The following is an 18616-nucleotide window of genomic DNA, read 5'->3' as shown; positions in this document are numbered from 1 at the left end:
TTTATGATTTAGCCACAGCCTATCAGTCTGTGCATGTCAACTATTGAAACCGCCGTGTACCGAACGGTACGCACGGTGGTGTGAGAGGACGGGAGCTAGTCACTCCCTCCTACTCTATTTCGGAAGGAAACAACAGGGTTCTTTTGTATGGAGGAGTGTAAGACTGTGCATGGCTCTTGTGCAGGCAATATAGAGCAGGCTGCGGTCGTATTCCGAAAAATACGTTTCCTTTCCCGCATCCGGTATGAGGACCGCGTCAAATTCCAGCCCTTTTGACATGCGCACAGAGGTGATGGATATCCCGTTTTTAAAGCTTGTGCTGTGGGGGGATATCAGCTCTACAGGGTATGTGGGATGCAGGTGTTTAAAGAGCGCTTCAGCGTCTTTGTCCGTCTTCAGGATTATGCCCATGGAGGCGTCTCTGCCTTGTAAAAAATTTCGGATCTCCGATTCTATTTTCAGGAGTTCTTCCCCGGGAGTCTGACAGAAGATGACAGACGGAGCCTTTCCATGGCGCTTTACAGGCCGGATTTTTGTATCTTTCAGGATGGATTTGGCAAAGTTCATGATTTCCCAGGTGGAACGGTAACTGGTGTTCAGCTCGGTAAATTCTGCCTTTTCATACATGGCCCGCAGGTCATCCAGAGTATGGCTGTGGTTCGGGTTCAGTATCTGTCCGAAGTCGCCTAGAATGGTTTTGGAACACGGAAAAAGCAGATTTATCACTGCGTACTGGATGGGAGCGTAGTCCTGCATCTCATCAATCACCAGATGTCTGGTGATCCTGCTCTCTTTCAGGCCTTCAAAGGCAGCGTGAAGGTAGAGAAAGGGATATACGTCTGCCCATTCCAGTGTCTTTTTGGAAGGCATGACAAACAGATGAGGGATGCCGGAGTCTTGGCAGAATTTTTTATATAAGGCCAGTGTGCTGCGGACGGCAAGCATGGAGGTGAGGCTTTTTAGGATGGCACGCGGCTGCGGCAGTTCTTGTTCCATGATATTATCATCCTCAAAGCTGCGGCATATATCATCTGCGATCATGGGAAGCCTCTGTTTTATGGGATAGTTTCCATAGGCTGCAAAGCGTTTTGCAATCCAGTCTCTGTCTGCTTTGAAAGGACCGAACGTGTAGTCAGAAGGAAGAAAAATTGTGTCATTCAGCTTTTCTATATAGGAGTCCAGCATTCGTACAAATTCCAGCGTTGATTTAAAGCGGACTCTCCGGGACCATTTTTCATCCGGAACATCCGGAGGACTGCTTTCTTCCTCAAAACCAATAATACCTTCCAGCTGAATCTCTGCAATATCGGAAAAGCTGAGTTCATAGATAGGCTCCTCCCCAAGTTCCGGAATGACATTGGAAATGTAATCCCCAAACACTTTGTTCGGGGAGAGAATCGTCACATTTTGGGAAGAGAGACGGTCTTTGAAGCGGTAGAGCAAAAATGCGATCCGGTGCAGGGCGATGGAAGTTTTGCCGGAGCCGGCAGCGCCCTGGATGATCAGTGTGCCTGTATTTTCATTCCGGATAATTTTGTTCTGCTCCTTCTGGATGGTGGAGATGATGGATTTCATCTTCTCGTCGGAAGTGTGGGAAAGTTCTTTTTGAAGCACATCATCCTGGATATTGGCAGCGCTTTCCAGGGCATATTCCATGATGCAGTTTTTGATCTTAAACTGTCTTTTTCTGGTCAGATATCCCTCAATCCTTCCGGCAGGGGCATCATAGCCCGCCGGGCCTGTTTCATAGTCGTAAAACATACCGGATACAGGGGCGCGCCAGTCATAGATCAGCATTTCACCCCTGCAGCGGAAGGTAAAGCGGCCGATGTATACAATCATTTCTTCCCCGTCATCGCATTTAAAATCAATCCGGGCAAAATAAGGGGAGTCTTTTAGTTTTGCCAGCCTATCCCTTGAGGCTGCGGCAATGGTGCCGGTGTGGTCTGTCTGCTTTAACAGCAGTTCGTTTTGAAACATTTCATGGGGATCTAATTCGCCACGATACTGTGCCATATAGCGTTTGGCATTTTTATAGTCTGTGTCAATCCTCTCCACATCCGCGTCGGCCTCCTGTAAAGCGGCATCCAGTTTTTGGAGGATTTCTGCAAGGCGGGCTGTTTCATCAGGAAATGGATGCATCGGGGCCCTCCTTTGGCAGGATAAAGCGCTGGGTGGGATAGCCGAATTCCACCAGCAGTTCCGCTTCGGCAAATCCCAGATTTTTGATCTCCCTGCGGTGCCCGGTATCGGCCCGGTCCCCCTCCCGGTATGTTGTTATGCTGATCTCTTTACCAGCGGCAAGCTCCTGCATTACCTTATCCAGAAACGCTTTGGGAATGCCTTTTTTCCTGTATAAAGGATGGGTGCCCATAAAGTCTATGCTTCCTGTCTCCCTGGAAAAAAGCAGGATGCCGATGGCGGTTTCTTGGTCCTTCAGAATAAGGGCCTGTCTGTCGGCAATGCTTTGTTTCAACACCTGTAAGTAGTCCTCTTCCCTGAGATGCGGAAAACCGTCTATGACCAGCCGCACAAGATCCATCCAGCACGGAATGTCGGAATCCTGGGCAAATGTGATTTTTTCTGAGGCATTTTCATAACTGTCCAGCATGTGATAGCTCCCTTCTAATTCAAATTTTAACTGCAGGGGGTAGAATTTCTCATTCTCCCGGTATCTGCTGGGAGGCTGCTTGTACATGGCGGTGAATATTTTGGTAAAAGCCTGCTGGCTTTCATATCCGGCCCCAAGCGCAATGTCCAGAACCGGTCTGCCGGAGAAAACAAGAAGCTTGGCAGCCTCTGTCAGACGACGGCGCAGAACATATTCATGTATGGTCATACCCACAGTATTTGTGAACATGCGGTGCAGATGGTATTTGGAATAGTGAAGTGCTTCCGCAACCGTATCCAAATCTGTTTTTTCCATCAAATGTGTTTCAAGATATTGAATGGCTGCGGTGATTTTTTCTATGGTTTGATTTGGCATGGTGAACCTCCTTTCAGACAGCTATTATATCCTTTCCGGATGTATCATGTTTAATCGTTCTTGCGGTTTTATACTGCGTTGCGTTTGTTCTTGAAATCGCACTTAAGGTCTTGTAATTTCTTAAATTCTATGGCGCTGACTTTTCGGTTGGCGCTGTCTGTCTTTGATTTGTTCCCATAATAACATCAGCTCTATGGATTGTGAAGAAAAATATTTCCGGTTTTGGTTGACAGAACCCGCAGGGGATGATAGTATGAACATATACCGACAGACAGTCGGTCTATAGGAGGGAAGAATGGTATGCGGGTAGTAAAAGAAGCAAATGAGAGAAAAAATGAGATATTAGACGCAGCAGCAATGCTGTTTGCAGAGAAGGGTTTTGATAATACCAGCACAAATGAGATCCTGGAGGCGGTAGGGATTGCCAGAGGAACGCTTTACCACCATTTTAAATCAAAAGAAGATATTATGGACGCGATTATAGACAGACAGAGCGGGCGGATGCTGGCACGGGCCCGGCAGATTGCAGAGGATGACAGTATCCCTGTTGAAGAACGCATGATTCGTGTTGTTATGGCTCTTCGCCTGGAAGAGACGGAAGGAGCGGGAGGGAAAGACATGATCAAACATCTGCACCGGCCTCAGAACGCATTGATGCATCAGAAGTCAAAAAGGATCATTATGAATCAAGTGCCGCCTATTCTGGCGATCGTGTTGGAGGATGGCATCAAACAGGGACTTTTTGACACGCCCTATCCTCTGGAATGTATGGAGATGGTGGTGGCGTATCTGAACACTATATTGGATGACGGTCTCGTTGTACTGACAGAGGAAGAGCGTCTTATGCGGATAGAAGCATTCATTTTCCATATGGAAAGGCTTCTGGGCACAGAGAAGGGGCATCTTGATTATATTGTAAAAATGTTTGAAAGCGGGGAATAGCATGAAACAGACAGACAGCTCTTTCAGAAAGTTTCTGACACTCTGGGCAGGGGATTTTATCTCCTCAGTAGGAAGCGGGCTGACATCCTTTGGTCTGGGTGTCTATATTTTCCAGCAGACAGGGAAGGCGTCCTATATGGCGCTTGTCACTCTGCTTGCGTTTCTTCCGTCTCTTTTGCTGAGTGTACCGGCGGGGGTGCTGGCGGACCGGTATGACCGCAGGTTACTGATGGTACTGGGCGACAGTCTTTCCGCAGCCGGACTGCTGTTTATCCTGGCCTGTCTTATGGACGGGGAGGCACAGGTGTGGCAGATTTGTGTGGGTGTGACGATCAGTTCGGTATTTACTTCCCTGTTAGAACCGGCATACAAAGCCACCATCACGGATCTGCTGCGGCCGGAGCAGTACAGCAGAGCCAGCGGCATGGTCCAACTGGCAGGTTCGGCGAAATATCTGATCTCCCCTGTGCTGGCAGGATTTCTCCTTGGAATCGCGGATATCCGCCTTCTGTTACTTTTAGATATGGGTACCTTTTTCGTGACAGTGGCGACGACTCTGACGGTGCGCAGAGGAATCGAAAGCCGGGTGTCAGGAGGACGGATATCATTTCTGCCGGAAATCAAAGAAGGGTGGAAGGCCCTGACGGGCAGAACAGGACTGCCTGCCCTTGTTTTCATGGGCGCGCTGATTACGTTCTGCCTTGGGATGATCCAGACTTTAGCGTCCCCCATGGTGCTCAGCTTTGCAGACAGTACATCCCTTGGGACACTTATGACAGTCATTGCTTTCGGAATGTTGGTATCCAGTATGATATTGGGAGGCTTCTCCATAGAAAAAGGGTATGTCAGGCTTCTTTCCGCGTCTTTGTTCGGGGCGGGGATTTTTATGGCACTGTTCGGACTGCGTGAAAATATGGTATGGATCGGAGCGGCCGGATTTTGTTTTTTTGCCATGCTTCCCTTTGCCAATACCTGTCTGGACTGCCTGATACGCGGTAATATAGACAATAAGATACAGGGCCGCGTGTGGGGGCTTGTGGGACTGATCTCCCAGCTTGGATATGTGGCTGCCTATGCCGTTTCCGGTGTATTGGCAGATTACCTTATGACCCCGCTGCTGTTGCCCGGAGGGAAACTGGCCGGGAGTGTGGGGAAGATACTCGGAACAGGCGACGGCAGGGGAATCGGATTGCTGATCATACTGTCAGGACTGCTGCTCTGTGTGACAGCGGCCCTTCTTCCCGGTATAAAATCTATTCGTCTGCTGGAAAACAGAGGTGTATATGAATCGTAAAATTATTCAAAGAGACATTGCAGGAAATAAAGCAGTATCCTTTCTTACCGTATTATTTATTACCGCCGCGGCTATGCTTTTGTCCCTGGCCGGAATCCTTGTCACCAATCTTTTCGGTTCTATTGACCGGCTTATGACGGATGCGAAGACGCCGCATTTTATGCAGATGCATACAGGAGATGTGGATTTTGAAGAGCTGGAAGCATTTGCTGCGGGAAACAGCGCAGTAGAGGATTTTCAGGTTCTGGAGTTTTTAAATGTGGGCGGAGAAAAAATCAGGCTGGGAGAAAATTCCCTGGCGCTAAGTGTTCAGGACAATGGATTCAGCGTACAGAGCAGCCGCTTTGATTTTTTGCTGGATGAGAACAACAGGCCCGCACAGCCAAAAGACGGTGAACTCTGGGTCCCGGTCTGCTATAACAGGGATCATACCGTACAGGCGGGGGATAAGGCTGTCATAAACGGAAAGACCTTTGTGGTAACCGGCTTTGTCCGGGATTCCCAGATGAATTCCACACTTGCCTCCTCCAAGCGGTTTGTTGTAAGTGCGGGAGATTATGCGCAGTTAAAAGAAGGGGGAAGCGTGGAGTATCTGATAGAATTCCGTCTGAAGGATTTGTCAGACTTAAGTGAGTTTGAGAGTGCCTACAGTGCATCCCAAATGCCGGCCAACGGGCCGACTCTTTCCTGGCCGCTGTTCCGGATGATCAGCGCGGTCTCCGACGGGATCATGATCGCTGTGATCCTGCTGGTCAGCGTGATCGTTATACTCATAGCCCTGCTCTGCATCCGGTTTACCCTGCTTGCAAAAATAGAAGATGACTACCGGGAAATCGGGGTTATGAAGGCAGTGGGAATCCGTGTGTCTGACATACAGAGTATTTATCTGGCGGTCTATGCCGTTCTCGCCGCAGCCGGATGTATCATGGGATTTCTTCTGTCACTGGCGCTGCGTGGTCCGCTGCAGGAGAGTATACGCGCTAATCTGGGGGAAAGCGGGAATGATGGGCTGTCTTTCCTTCTTGGTATGGCAGGAACCCTGCTTCTGTTCTTTTTTATCCTATTCTTCATCAGACGGATCCTGAAAAGATTCCGTAGGATATCACCGGTGCAGGCAATCCGCCAGGGAAGCGAACAGGAAAATGTCCGCGGAGGAAAAAGCCTCAGGCTTTCAAAGAACAGATGGTTAAGCGCCAACCTGTTTCTGGCTGTGAAAGATATAGCTGCGCGGAAGCGTCTCTATTTAACCATGCTGTTTGTGATCATTCTGGCGTGTTTTATCATGGTGGTGCCTCAGAATCTGTATCACACGATCTCGGACAGCAGTTTTGTCACTTATCTGGGTGTGGGGCGCTGTGATCTGCGGATGGATATACAGCAGACAGAGGAGCTGGAGGAAAAGGCAGGCAGTGTGGGAGAATTTCTGGAACGGGATTCAGCGGTTGAGACGTATGCTGTTTTCGTAACAGAACTTTTTGACCAAGAGCAGGAAGACGGAACGACAGAGCAGATCAAAGTGGAGCTTGGGAATCACGGTGCTTTTCCTCTTCAGTATGTGGACGGAAGGCTGCCTTCCCGTGACAGTGATATTGCATTGTCTGTGTTATACGCAGAGGAGATGGACAAAAAAGTCGGTGATAAAATGATTCTGCTTACGGACAAAGGGGAAAAACAGCTCACAGTCTGCGGTATTTACTCAGACATTACCAATGGAGGAAAAACCGCAAAGGCGGCCTTCCAGCCGGGTACCCGGGAAGCTGCCTGGAGTACGGTCTGTGTGAATCTGAAACAGCCCGGTGTGCTGGCGGAAAAGACAGAAGAGTACAGCCGAAAGTTTCCGTATGCAAAGGTTTCCGGTATGGAAGACTATGTGGCACAGACTTTCGGACAGACGCTTCGCGCGGTTCGGACAGCGTCGGTGGGAGCCGGTTTTGTGGCTGTTGTTGTGACACTTTTGGTCATATTGCTTTTTATGAAACTGCTGACAGCAAAGGACCAGTATTCCATAGCTGTGCTTAAATCTGTTGGATTTACCGGCTCTGATATTTCCAGGCAGTATATATGGCGTTCGGTACTGGTTGTGATCCTGGGGATTCTTCTGGGAAGCGTACTTGCCGGGACGCTTGGAGAAAGGATAGCGGGAGCTGCCATTTCCTCTCTGGGGGCAGCAGCCTTTCAATTTACAGAAGACCCTCTGTCTTCCTTTGTCCTGTCACCGGTTGTTCTGCTCTTTACCGCGCTGGCGGCAACCATAGCAGGAACGGCAAAAGCGGGGAACCTATGTATATCACAATCAATAAAGGAGTAAGGTATGGAACAGTTATTAGACGGAAAAGAAATCGTAAAATCATATGGGGAGGGCAGGGAAAAGCAGTTGGTGCTTGACCATGTATCTCTGGAAATGGAGAGAGGAGGCTTCGTTTCCGTGATGGGGCCTTCCGGGTCCGGTAAATCCACCCTGCTCTACACACTGAGCGGCATGGATTCTGATTACAGCGGAACCGTAGTTTTTGACGGCAGCACCATGTCCGGTCTTAAGGAGGAAACTCTGGCGGACCTGCGCAGGACCAAAATGGGATTTGTCTTTCAGCAGCCGGCCTTTTTAAAGAATCTGAACCTTCTGGACAATATCATTCTGCCTGTCATGCGGGAAAACAGAAAGAATGGAAAAGCGATAACCGTAAAAGCCAGGGCGCTTATGAAAAAGGTGGGAATAGAAGGACTGGAAGAGCGGGATATCGCCCAGGTATCAGGGGGGCAGCTTCAGCGCGCAGGCATATGCAGGGCGCTTATGAGCGAACCGGAGATTATTTTCGGGGATGAACCCACAGGTGCGCTGAACTCCAGGTCTGCTCAGGAGATCATGGAGCTTTTAAAAGAGATCAATGAGGAGGGCACTGCGGTCCTGGTGGTTACCCACGACGCGAAAGTGGCAGCAAAAACAAAACGTGTGCTGTTTATGCAGGATGGGAAGATAGTCAGTGAGCTGGTATTCGGAAAAGAGGAGGGGGATGACCTGGATATACGGGCAGAAAAGGTTATGCGGCGGATGCGGCAGATTGGAATTTAAAGGCATAGTTTCCATTGGAATGATGGATTTTGCACAGGTGCACTTCTGCTGTATAGGAAGTGCACCTGTCATGCTAGAACGTGTTTTGCCGGCAGCCAACATAAGTAGCTGTAAAATATAAAAGGTAAATCAGCAGAAACAGTCCCAACCCGATGGATACGGAGGTCCAGAAAACGGCAGTCGTAATCATTTCCAACAGGATATTCTTTACACAGGCAGCAATAAATACGGACAACGGGATGGGCAGCAGCAGCGGAATTCCGAAATAAAGAAGAAGCTGACGAAATATCAGTTTATGGATCTTTCTGTCGGATACGCCTAAGTTGGACAGAATCTTATAGCGGAAGCGATGTTTGGATGCTTCGCTTAACTGCTGGACTGCCAGTATGGTTGCCGCGGTGCAGATAAAGATCAGACCGGTATAATACAGACAGAAACCAAAAATCAAAATAGAAGCACGGCTGTCAGAGACGATTTTTCCCTTGGTGTTCCAGTTGTTAGCTCTCCGATTTTGAAAATCTTCGTCACTGCTATACAGAGAGGTCAGATAGTCATAGTCCTCCACAGTTGTCTCTTGTTCTGTTTCAATCACCAGAGTGGTTTGATCTGTAGGAAGCCCGTCGGTAAGATGGTCCGGGAGAACAATAATACAGCCGATACCAATGTTCCCGCTTTGTGAAAGTGGAGAATCATATACGGCCTGAAGGTCCAGGGTAGTGCCGTTTATGGTGTAGGGCAGGCTGTCTTTGGTATCCACGATTTTTTTGATGTTGGAATATGCGTGGATGATGTAATGGCCGTCTGTAAGGTTCACCGGTTCATATCCAAGCATTTTGCGGAGTCCGGCATAGTCACTGTAGGAAATGGCGTAATCGTCAACGGCATAGGACTGCTGGTCTAATGCTTCATACAGCGCCATCTGTCCGCATTGGTAAATGGGAACCTGCAGACTGGATTTTATTCCGCGTGTCTTCTTGAAATAATCTGCGGCTTCTGTGAGCACAGCCGGGTCCTCTGCCGACACCTGGGCATCGAAGGTACAGCGGTTTAAGGCGGAAAGTTCAAAAAACTTGTTGAAAAGCATAGCGCTTTGAATACAGGCCAGGGTGAGGGTTAAAAGCATAGCCAGCGTTCCCATGGTAAAACTCATGGTTTTCAATTTGGCGGATAGATTCCGATAGAGAAAGAGAGTATCTTTTGAAAATTTCCGCTCATTTTTTCCAAGGAATATTTTGATCAGGAAACCCGCCAGTGTAATATAAGCTCCATAGAGGCCTATGATGACCAGCAGAATGCCGGCAAGGAGCAGGAACGGTGAAAAATTGGAGGTATTATGGAAAATAACGTATAAAATAATACATCCGGCTGCCAGCAGGCCCACTGAGGCAGCGCAAAATACCCAATGGCTTTTCTTGTTGGAGATGATTGCGGCTTCATTTTGCTTCTCAGCGTACATGAAATCGTATATTTTAGTCTTTTTCAGTTTCTTTCTCATCCGCAGCATGGAGAAAGTATAGATCAGGATAACATAGAGTAAAGTTAACAGGACAGCAGGAAAGGAAATATCAGCCTTGACAGAAAAACGTACTTCAAAGAGATTCATGATGATCAAAGTAAGAATTTGATAGATAAAAGTTCCTGCAAGCAGGCCGGCCAGAAAAGCGGCTGTTCCCATTATGCTGTTTTCCAACATGATCATCCGGGAAATCTTACGGCTGCTGATACCCAGAAGCATATAAGTGCCAAGCTCCCGGCTTCTTTTTTCCAGCATGAAGCAGTTCATATAATGGACCAGCCATTCGATCACGGCGATCACGATCACAGAGATGAATGAGATCATGATTGGCAGACTGTCCATCATCTGGTTAAGGCTTTTGATATCCTTAGAAAATACGACCATATTGAAAGCGTACATAAGGGAAAAGGAAATACTCACAGTGAGGAGATAGACGGCATAATCCCTCATGGAGCGTTTGGCATTGCGCAGAGCCAGTTTACTGAGCATTGGAAACATCACCTCCCAGCAGAGTTACTATGTCCAGGATCTCAGTGAAAAAAGCACGTCTGGCTTTGTTTCCCCGTGACAGTTCACTGAAAATTTTTCCGTCCCGCAGAAAGAGGATTCGGCTGCAGTAGCTGGCGGAAAAGATGTCATGGGTAACCATTAAGATGGTTGCCTGCATTTCCCGGTTCATCTGGGTGAAACATTCCAACAGCATACCTGCGGATTTGGAATCCAGGGCACCTGTAGGTTCATCAGCCAGTATAAGGCTGGGGTGGGCGATCAGAGCCCGGGCGCAGGCACACCGCTGACGCTGCCCGCCGGATACTTCATAAGGGAATTTGGCGAGGATATCCTGTATGCCGAGACGGGCGGCCACATTTTTTACCTTGCCGGCGATTTTTTGGGGGGAGGTCCCCTGGATCACAGGTGCCAGGGCAATGTTCTCTTCAATGGTCAGGGTATCTAAAAGATTAAAATCCTGAAAAACAAAGCCCAGGTTCTTTTGGCGGAACTCTGCCAGTTTATCTTCCTTTAGCCCGGTGATATCTGTATCCCGCAGGTAAATGTGTCCTGCTGTTGCGGTATCTATAGTGGAAATGCAGTTGAGAAGAGTAGTCTTGCCGCTTCCCGAGGCTCCCATGATGCCCAGGAATTCTCCTTTTTCCACCGAAAAGCTAATATTGTCCAAAGCTTTTGTGATGAGTGTCTTTGCTCCGTAGTATTTTTCCAGTTCTTCGATTCTGAGCAGAGTTTCCATATTTTACTCCTTCTATGATGATGTTTGATTTGGTTTTTATGATGTTATCATAGCAGGGGACAGGGTATTTTTGTACTTACAAAATTGTAATGCCTTATTCCGGACGTATGTAAGTTCCGGTAGGAAAGTCAATTGTGATCTTAGTTCCCTCCCCGCATACAGAATCTGCCCGGATGGAAAGGCCCAGTTTCAGGCAGAGTTTACGGCATAGATACAATCCCATGCCTGTGGACTGCCGATTTGTGCGGACAGTGCCGGTGAATCCCTTTTCAAAGACACGGGGCAGGTCCGCGGCAGGAATGCCCCGGCCGTTGTCCTCAAGGATCAGTGAGACACTGGATCCTGTATGGGCGGCGGAGATTTTAATGCAGGCGTCCTTTGTTCTGTGGTATTTTATGGAATTGGAGAGAATCTGACTGATAATGTAAGTGAGCCATTTTTCATCTGTATAGACAATGTCATCGGTCTCTTCAATCTGCAGCGCGATTTTTTCTTCCAGAAGCAGGGACCTGTTTTCCAGAAGGGCAGGACGGATAGCGTCAAATAGTTGAAATTCTTTGACAAAGTAATCTTTTTCCACGTTCTCACTGCGGGCATAATACAGGGCCTGCTCCACCAGATAGTTGATTCGGGACAGTTCTTTTCCGATGCGTTTATTTTCCGTTTCCGGATGGTTTTTGCAGATTAGGTCAATGGCAGTGATGGGGGTCTTGATTTCGTGAATCCATTCCTCAATGTATTCTTTGTACTGGTACTGGGATTTTTTCAGGTGGTTTATCTTCTCCAGCATGGATTTGCAGGCTGTGCGAAGCGTTTGCTGGAAAAGCTGTTCGGAACAGGTCTTCGGTTTATCCAGCATCTCGCAGATAAGATATTTCTGGTCCAGCAGGTCTAACTGTCTGGTGATCTGTTCTGCTTTTTTCTTCTGTTTATAAAATCCGTTTCCCCAGACAATGAAAAGGATAACTGCCCAGATTATAAGTATGGGCAGGACAGAAGAGAAGCTGTTTCCGAGTAAAGCTAAATAGATCGTCATAGCGATCGCACAAAACAGATTCAGAAAAAGCAGCATCAGTTTTTCATATAGATAGTTTGCAGGCGTCATAGCAGTTTCCTTTCTCAGATGTTGACCATCAGTCCTTTTTTGGGGATTGTCACAATTAAATCGCCCAGGTTCAGCTCTTTCAGACGGCGGCGCAGCCTGGAGAGATTTACATTTAAAATATTCTCATCTACATAGAATTTATTTTCCCACAGATATTCGATCAATGCGTCTTTTGTCACAATGTGCCCTTTATTTAAAAAGAGATAGTAGAGGATCTTGACCTCATTTTTGGAAAGGTCCAAGGTCTGTCCCTGGTATGTGATCTGTCCCATCAGAACATTGAGTGCGGCGCCGGACGCGCAGATGGATTCAGAAAGGGCAGTATTCCGGCGGGCCATGATTCTGCCTATGCGGGCCAGAAGTATGGGCAGGTGGTAGGGTTTGCGTATAAAGTCATCACCTCCCATGAGGATTCCGGCCAGTTCATCTTCATCGTGGGTGCGCCCGGTAACAAAGATGACAGGTACATTTGTCTGCTCTCGAATATCGCGGCATAGCTCCAGGCCGTCACAGTCGTCCAGATTGATATCCAGAAGAATAAGCTCAATGGGAGATGAGAGCAGCAGGTTCTTTACATCCGCCGTTAGTTTCTCCTGGGTACAGCAGCGGCATTCCGGGCAGATGCATGGATAGCCGTTTGCCTGAAGGTAAACAGATAGTTCCTGACGGATATTTGGATTGTCTTCTATGATTAATATCATGGTATCTCCTTATATAAATTTTCTTTGTTGTGAGAGTCGCCTTCTCTTAGGTGTAATGATGTTGTATGTATACCACACTCAAGTTATTCTTAACTTTCCGCAAATCACAAAGGTTGATTTTTAACCTTAACCATTTGACAGCATATATATATTATCACTTAAAATCTACATTTAGCAAATCCAAATCTGGAATAAATGAGAAGTGGTTTGTTTATGCGTTACCATTAATGTAAAATTATTCAAAATTAAAGGAGTCATCGAAGAGTCTACAACTATTCGCGAAATGTCCATTTTACGAATAGTTGTGGACTTTTTCCTCCGGATAGGCTATAATTAAGCTAAATGCAACGTTTTATAACAATCCTATTGAGGTGCAAAATTCATGGAGAAAAAAAATATCAGCTATCACGAGAAAAAATATATTGATAACAATATCCGGCTCAGAAATATTCTGGCGGAGCTTCCTCCGTATGTACAGGATTTCTGCAGGGGCCGCCAGACAACTTTGAGCATGCAGACCCAGATTGCTTATTGTTATGATTTAAAGATTTTCTTTCAGTTTCTTACAACCGCAAATCCCACTTTGAAAAATTCGGCGCTCCGTGACATTTCCCTTGATGTTATGGAAAATCTTCGTCCCACAGATATTGAGGAATTTCAGAATTATCTGAAAGTTTACGAAAGCCAAAATACAGGTGAGGCAATGACAAACGGCGAAATCGGCATTTCCAGGAAGATTTCCGCGCTCAGAAGCCTTTTTGACTATCTGTATAAGCATGAAATGGTTAAAAATAACCCTACCCGTATTGTGGATGTGCCAAAAGTCCATGAAAAAGCCATTATTCAGCTTGATCCAGATGAAATTGCCATGATCTTGGATTCCATGGAGGAATTCAGCGACAATTTGACACCCCACCAAAAGGGCTACTATCTGAAAACAAAAACACGTGATATTGCTATTATAACACTTTTTCTCGGAACCGGGCTGCGTGTGTCTGAATGTGTGGGGCTGGATATTTCTGATGTCAATTTTAAAAACAGTGGTCTCCGCGTGATACGAAAAGGTGGAAATGAGAAAATTGTTTATTTTGGCGAGGAGGTGGAAATTGCCCTGCTCAATTACCTGGAAGAAAGAGAAAACATGGAGACAAAGCCGGGCCATGAAAACGCACTTTTCCTCTCCCTCCAGGGAACCCGCCTGAGTGTCCGGGCAACAGAGAAAATGGTAAAAAAATATACACAGCCAATTATTACAAACAAGAAAATCACTCCCCATAAGCTGCGTTCTACATATGGCACGGCTCTTTACGAGGAAACAGGTGATATTTATCTTGTGGCAGATGTTCTGGGCCATAAAAGTGTCTCTACCACGCAGAAGCATTATGCGAAATTAAAGGATTCCAGGAGGCGTGCAGCCGCCAGTGCTGTCCGCCTCAGAGAAAAAGAAAGTGACTAGGCAGGACAGGAATACAGCAGCCAAAACAGTGCTTCTCTCCTCTTCTTCTGTCATATAAGTAATATTTTGATACAGGCCAATAGCCGGAGAACCCTTACAAGGAAGACCCGGAAGATATCCGTACAATCACAATCTCACCAAACGGAGATGCGCTTGGTGAGAACGTGTTATCGTACAGATATTTTGGATATTCTAAGGCATTACGGGCCTGAAAAAATGCATTTCGTTTAAGGCTTCTGATATCCGTTATGCCCATCCATGATCTTCTGTAACGAATAGATAGATTTGTTCAGATTAAATAAGTAGGCAAATGCGCAGACCACAAAGAAATGCGGAAGGTAGGAAAAGCCAAACACCTCCGTGCCGATCAATACCGGAGCCAGAAAGGTATTCGTCGCGCTTCCGAATACGCCTGCATAGCCCAGTGCCGCGGCAATTTCTACAGGAACACCGAGGACAGGGGCAATTACAGCTCCAAGACTTGCTCCGATAGAGAACAGGGGTGTAACCTCCCCGCCCTGAAATCCCGCTGCCAGTGTTACTATGGTGAGCAGGAATTTCAAGATCCAGTCATAGCTGAGAATATCTTCCCCGTAAAAGCTGGCGTGGATCAGATTGGTACCGAGTCCTGCATATCTGCCTTGATATAGGAGGAGCAGGAGGACGCTTAAAATAAGCCCTATGATAAAAATACGAATTACCGGCTGCTTCCATGTCTGGGCAAATTTCTTTTTCATATATTTCAGAGTCCATGCAAATGCGCCCCCCACAACGCCGAACAGTATGCCCAGCAGGATCATTTTTCCCATATTAGGAAAATTCATATCTATTTTTCCTGTAAGCGCAAAGGAAAATTTCTCCAGTCCTAAGAACTGTGATGTGGCGCTGGCGGTAAAGGCGGCTGTGATTGCGGGAAGCAGAGCCTGGTATTCCAGGGCTCCTGCGACCAGGACTTCCATTGCAAAGAAAACAGCGGCAATGGGTGTTTCAAAAAGCCCTGCAAATCCTGCCGCCATACCTGTTACGAGAAAAATATGGGAACTGTTTTTCAGCGGTATTTTTCTTCCGACCCAGTGGGAAAAGGTAGCGCCAATCTGCACAGCCACGCCTTCTCTGCCGGCACTTCCCCCGAATAAATGTGTGATCCACGTTCCGGTTATAATAAATGGAATCAGTTTTAACGGAATCACTTCCTCTTCCCCATGCCCTGCTTCAAAGATCAAATTCATGCCTTTACTGCTCTTCCCTCCGAATTTCAGGTAACAAAAAGCAATAAGCGCACCTGCCAAAGCCAGAAACGGAATGAGCTGCATGGGATGCCCGTTTCTGAAATCCGTGATCGCCAGCAGTACCCTTCCGAATACGGCATCAATCCCTCCGACGACCAGGCCAATGGGAATTCCCAGCAGTCCTAATAGCAACAGTTCCTTATACGTTTGAAATGTTCTCTTCACTCTTCCGTACATATCTCTTACTCCTTCCTTTTTCGCATCCTGCATTCTCATTCATACTTTTTCATATTTTCGCATAAAAAAAGCTGATACCCCTGTTTGAAACAGAAGTCATCAGCAAACATGCGCTTTTGGAATATTTCCACGGGAGAACCTCATTCCCTTAAAATCCTACGCTAGAATCATATCATGAGTAACGTGTCTTGTCAATGTGCTGTTTCCATATTTTGGCTCTAAATATACAAGTATACATAGTGTACTATGGTGTCAGGAACAGCGTGAACTTGCATGTTTCCTTGAAAAGAAATATAATGAATTCCAGAGAAAGTCACTGCGCAAAATCATCCTCAGGGATGCTCAGTTTTCTCCGGAGTAAACAGAAGTGGAGCTATATGATACATTTAGACCAACAGCCGCCGGCGGCTGCGTTCAAGGAGGAATAGAAAATGGAATTACGCGTACTGCAATATTTTCTCGCCATAGCCAGAGAGCAGAGCATTGTGCGTGCTGCTGAATCGCTTCATCTCTCACAGCCCACCCTCTCCACCCAAATCAAAAATATGGAGCAGGAACTGGGCAAACAGCTTTTGATCCGCGGGACAAAAGGTTCCAGGAAAGTAACCCTTACAGAGGAAGGCATGATCCTGCGGAAACGTGCAGAAGAAATTCTCGATCTGGTGAAAAAGGCGGAAAAAGAAGTTACCTTGTCCGACAGTGTTGTAATGGGGGATGTCTATATCGGAACAGGGGAGACGGACGCGGTCCGGCTGATCGCAAAAGCAGCCCGGAGTCTGCAGCAGACATACCCGGATATCTGCTATCATATCTCCAGCGGCAATGCGGAATTTGTATTGGAACGTCTGGATAAGGGGCTGATCGACTTCGGCATTGTGTTCGGATCGGTGGACACCGCAAAATACAATGCTCTGAAGATGCCGTCAAAAGATATATGGGGTGTACTGATGAGACGTGATTCACCGATGGCGGAACAGGACTCTGTTTCACCGGAAGATTTGTGGGATAAACCCCTGATCATTTCCCATCAGAAAAACCAGGGCGGAGAGCTGAACACATGGATGAAAAAGGAAATGTCGGAACTAAATATCGCAGCCACCTATAATCTGCTTTTTAATGCCTCACTTATGGTTGACGAGGGATTGGGCTATGCTGTCTGCTTTGATAAGATCATCAATCTGGCAGATAACGGTAATCTCTGTTTTCGTCCCCTGTCTCCCAGGCTGGAAGTGGAAATGAGTATCATATGGAAAAAATATCAGGTGTTTTCAAAACCTGCTGAAAAACTTTTGGAAAAGTTAAAGGAGACGTTCTGAAGATTCGCTCCGGGGGCGGTCAAACAGTCGTCCCCGGAGCCGGCTGTTAAATGACTGGGCTATGCTGTAACCACTCCCCGGCAGCCAGACACCGAAAATCTTCTGTATGGCCTGTTATCCTATGTCAAAATTTTCAGAACTGAAATTGCTGTAAAACCGTCCTTGTTCTGCAGTAAAGCGCAACACACAGTAGTCTGGATCTGTCACGCCTTCCGGATAATACATGGTATCGCCCTCCTGCCACAGCATCTCTTTACTGGCCGGATCCTCAAGCACTTCCATGATCCCGGTCAGCATGACACCTTTAAAGAACCGCTTATCACAGAAATAAAGGCAGGCTTTTGGATTCTTTCTGTATTGCTGTACCCGCATAGAGGATGTGTTGGTATGAAAATAAATCACCCTGATACCATCTCTTTTCCGCGGTGCCAGCATTGCCTTTGTATTTGGCATACCGTTTTCATCGACGGAGCTTATGAAAACCACACTCTGCTTATCAAGAATCGCTCCTATTGTTTTAACCGGATTTGTCATAATTTACCTCCCTATGTAATTTTCGGATTTTATTTTTCGCAGCAGCCTTTTGTTGCTGCTTTTATTATAAGCCTATATAGAGGTGTGGTAAATTAGTTACTTTTTGGTGACTATAAAAGCCCTTTGTCTCTTAAAAAGTCCTGGCGGCCGTCCTCGATCATCATTTCTATGCCAATGCTCTGCATGATGGAAACTGCTTCAAAAAGCCGCTTTCCCCGTTCTGTGAGAACATAGTCTGATTTCAGCGGATACCCCTCACCTTTTGATTTATGGATTATGCCGCATTCCAGCAGTTCGTTTAAATGCTGTATCAGCATTTTCTGGCTGATGCCGTTGATTGACTTTTTCAGTGCAGATAAAGAATGGCTGCCTTTATTAAGCTGCCATAGTATGATCGGTTTCCATTTTCCCCGGATTATGTCATGGGTCATTTCCAGTGGGCATGTATATTCATTTCTCATCTTCATTTTTTGACGCCTCATTGGTGAAAGCAGTGCAGCCTTCATTCCATGCTCTAACTTCGCTTAATAAGAACGACTGTATGAACGGATTGTTTTGAGGGCAGACCAAGAACATAAATGCACTGTTACGGCATTTTTGATAATGTTCCCCCTTTAACCAAAAATCATATCCCTTAGAACATCTGGGATTGCAGGCAGTTGGGTCAGCCAGACGTTTACAGATGGGGGCTTTCTGTATTGCACTGACCATTTCGCCGGGCAGTGTTTCCAGGATTTTTTCATATTCGTTTACGTGGACCCCATAGATTCGGACAAACATGCCTTTTTTCCGAAATACATAATTTGCGACAGTTTTTTTACGATAAAGGTAAGAAACCATGTAGCCGCTTTTGGCTGTTTTAATTTCTATTTTACAGCCAAGCTCCATTAATTTGTTGTGCAATTCCTTCACAAAATCCTGATTCTCAATCGGTACAGAAACAATAAAATCCTGAAATTCTATTTTCTTATCCATTGTTATCCT

16 protein-coding genes and 1 riboswitch are annotated in these 18616 nt (G+C 46.6%); of the genes, 6 read left to right on the top strand and 10 right to left on the bottom strand.

Annotated features, from left to right (window positions below; genetic code table 11):
* Positions 1-114: 114 nt before the first annotated feature.
* Together MUB35_RS24765 and MUB35_RS24760 are read right to left on the bottom strand one after the other, a co-directional pair.
* Positions 115-2142: a HelD family protein gene (locus MUB35_RS24765; RefSeq protein WP_244806995.1), complete on the bottom strand. Its 2028-nt coding sequence runs from the start codon at positions 2140-2142 to the stop codon at positions 115-117.
* The gene (locus tag MUB35_RS24760; protein WP_244806994.1) at positions 2126-2986 is read right to left on the bottom strand and encodes a helix-turn-helix domain-containing protein; all 861 of its coding nucleotides are present in this window, start codon (positions 2984-2986) and stop codon (positions 2126-2128) included. The genes MUB35_RS24765 and MUB35_RS24760 overlap by 17 nt, the downstream gene beginning before the upstream one ends.
* 300 nt (positions 2987-3286) lie before the next feature.
* Here MUB35_RS24760 and MUB35_RS24755 point away from each other — a divergent pair, with 300 nt between their 5' ends.
* From MUB35_RS24755 to MUB35_RS24740, 4 genes are read left to right on the top strand one after another with little or no spacing between them, the layout of a single operon-like run.
* Positions 3287-3928 carry a TetR/AcrR family transcriptional regulator gene (locus tag MUB35_RS24755; RefSeq protein WP_148391363.1) on the top strand — a complete coding sequence of 214 codons (642 nt, stop codon included), beginning with the start codon at positions 3287-3289 and terminating at the stop codon, positions 3926-3928.
* 1 nt (position 3929) lies between these two features.
* Complete coding sequence (locus MUB35_RS24750; protein ID WP_244806993.1) at positions 3930-5222, top strand: MFS transporter; 1293 nt, start codon at positions 3930-3932, stop codon at positions 5220-5222.
* The gene (locus MUB35_RS24745) at positions 5212-7530 is read left to right on the top strand and encodes an FtsX-like permease family protein (protein WP_244806992.1); all 2319 of its coding nucleotides are present in this window, start codon (positions 5212-5214) and stop codon (positions 7528-7530) included. Before MUB35_RS24750 ends, MUB35_RS24745 begins: the two co-directional genes overlap by 11 nt.
* A 3-nt stretch (positions 7531-7533) precedes the next feature.
* Positions 7534-8292 (top strand): ABC transporter ATP-binding protein, encoded by a 759-nt coding sequence (locus MUB35_RS24740; protein WP_033142258.1) that lies wholly within the window; start codon positions 7534-7536, stop codon positions 8290-8292.
* A 73-nt stretch (positions 8293-8365) separates the two neighbouring features.
* Here MUB35_RS24740 and MUB35_RS24735 read toward each other — a convergent pair whose 3' ends face one another.
* The 4 genes from MUB35_RS24735 to MUB35_RS24720 all read right to left on the bottom strand — a co-directional run bounded on the left by MUB35_RS24735 (position 8366) and on the right by MUB35_RS24720 (position 12860).
* Positions 8366-10297, bottom strand: coding sequence for an FtsX-like permease family protein (locus MUB35_RS24735; RefSeq protein ID WP_033142259.1), 1932 nt, complete (start codon positions 10295-10297; stop codon positions 8366-8368).
* Positions 10287-11054: an ABC transporter ATP-binding protein gene (locus MUB35_RS24730; RefSeq protein ID WP_244806991.1), complete on the bottom strand. Its 768-nt coding sequence runs from the start codon at positions 11052-11054 to the stop codon at positions 10287-10289. Before MUB35_RS24730 ends, MUB35_RS24735 begins: the two co-directional genes overlap by 11 nt.
* A 94-nt stretch (positions 11055-11148) precedes the next feature.
* Positions 11149-12159, bottom strand: coding sequence for a sensor histidine kinase (locus MUB35_RS24725; protein ID WP_033142261.1), 1011 nt, complete (start codon positions 12157-12159; stop codon positions 11149-11151).
* Positions 12160-12173: 14 nt separating this feature from the next.
* Positions 12174-12860 (bottom strand): response regulator transcription factor, encoded by a 687-nt coding sequence (locus tag MUB35_RS24720; protein ID WP_033142262.1) that lies wholly within the window; start codon positions 12858-12860, stop codon positions 12174-12176.
* Between the two features lie 382 nt (positions 12861-13242).
* Between MUB35_RS24720 and MUB35_RS24715 the strand changes: the two genes are divergently transcribed.
* Positions 13243-14316, top strand: coding sequence for a tyrosine-type recombinase/integrase (locus MUB35_RS24715; RefSeq protein WP_033142263.1), 1074 nt, complete (start codon positions 13243-13245; stop codon positions 14314-14316).
* 227 nt (positions 14317-14543) lie between these two features.
* On the opposite strand, the gene MUB35_RS24710 is transcribed toward MUB35_RS24715, so the two are convergent.
* On the bottom strand, positions 14544-15782 hold the full coding sequence (locus tag MUB35_RS24710) for a chloride channel protein (protein WP_244806990.1): 1239 nt from the start codon (positions 15780-15782) through the stop codon (positions 14544-14546).
* An 83-nt stretch (positions 15783-15865) separates the two neighbouring features.
* Positions 15866-15939: riboswitch (Fluoride riboswitch) on the bottom strand.
* A gap of 274 nt (positions 15940-16213) precedes the next feature.
* Here MUB35_RS24710 and MUB35_RS24705 point away from each other — a divergent pair.
* The gene (locus MUB35_RS24705) at positions 16214-17098 is read left to right on the top strand and encodes a LysR family transcriptional regulator (RefSeq protein WP_244806989.1); all 885 of its coding nucleotides are present in this window, start codon (positions 16214-16216) and stop codon (positions 17096-17098) included.
* Positions 17099-17212: 114 nt separating this feature from the next.
* Here the strand turns inward: MUB35_RS24705 and MUB35_RS24700 are convergent, their stop codons facing one another.
* The 3 genes from MUB35_RS24700 to MUB35_RS24690 all read right to left on the bottom strand — a co-directional run bounded on the left by MUB35_RS24700 (position 17213) and on the right by MUB35_RS24690 (position 18607).
* Entirely contained in the window at positions 17213-17632 is a 420-nt protein-coding gene (locus MUB35_RS24700; RefSeq protein WP_244806988.1) for a pyridoxamine 5'-phosphate oxidase family protein, read from the bottom strand.
* A gap of 110 nt (positions 17633-17742) precedes the next feature.
* On the bottom strand, positions 17743-18099 hold the full coding sequence (locus tag MUB35_RS24695) for a winged helix-turn-helix transcriptional regulator (RefSeq protein ID WP_033142266.1): 357 nt from the start codon (positions 18097-18099) through the stop codon (positions 17743-17745).
* Positions 18083-18607 carry a hypothetical protein gene (locus tag MUB35_RS24690; RefSeq protein ID WP_244806987.1) on the bottom strand — a complete coding sequence of 175 codons (525 nt, stop codon included), beginning with the start codon at positions 18605-18607 and terminating at the stop codon, positions 18083-18085. Before MUB35_RS24690 ends, MUB35_RS24695 begins: the two co-directional genes overlap by 17 nt.
* Positions 18608-18616: the final 9 nt, after the last annotated feature.

The organism is Blautia sp. NSJ-175 (assembly GCF_022867815.1).
GTDB classification, from domain to species: domain Bacteria; phylum Bacillota; class Clostridia; order Lachnospirales; family Lachnospiraceae; genus Blautia; species Blautia celeris.
The sequence above is the reverse complement of the archived record's forward strand: the minus strand, read 5'-3'. Positions and strand labels throughout refer to the sequence as shown.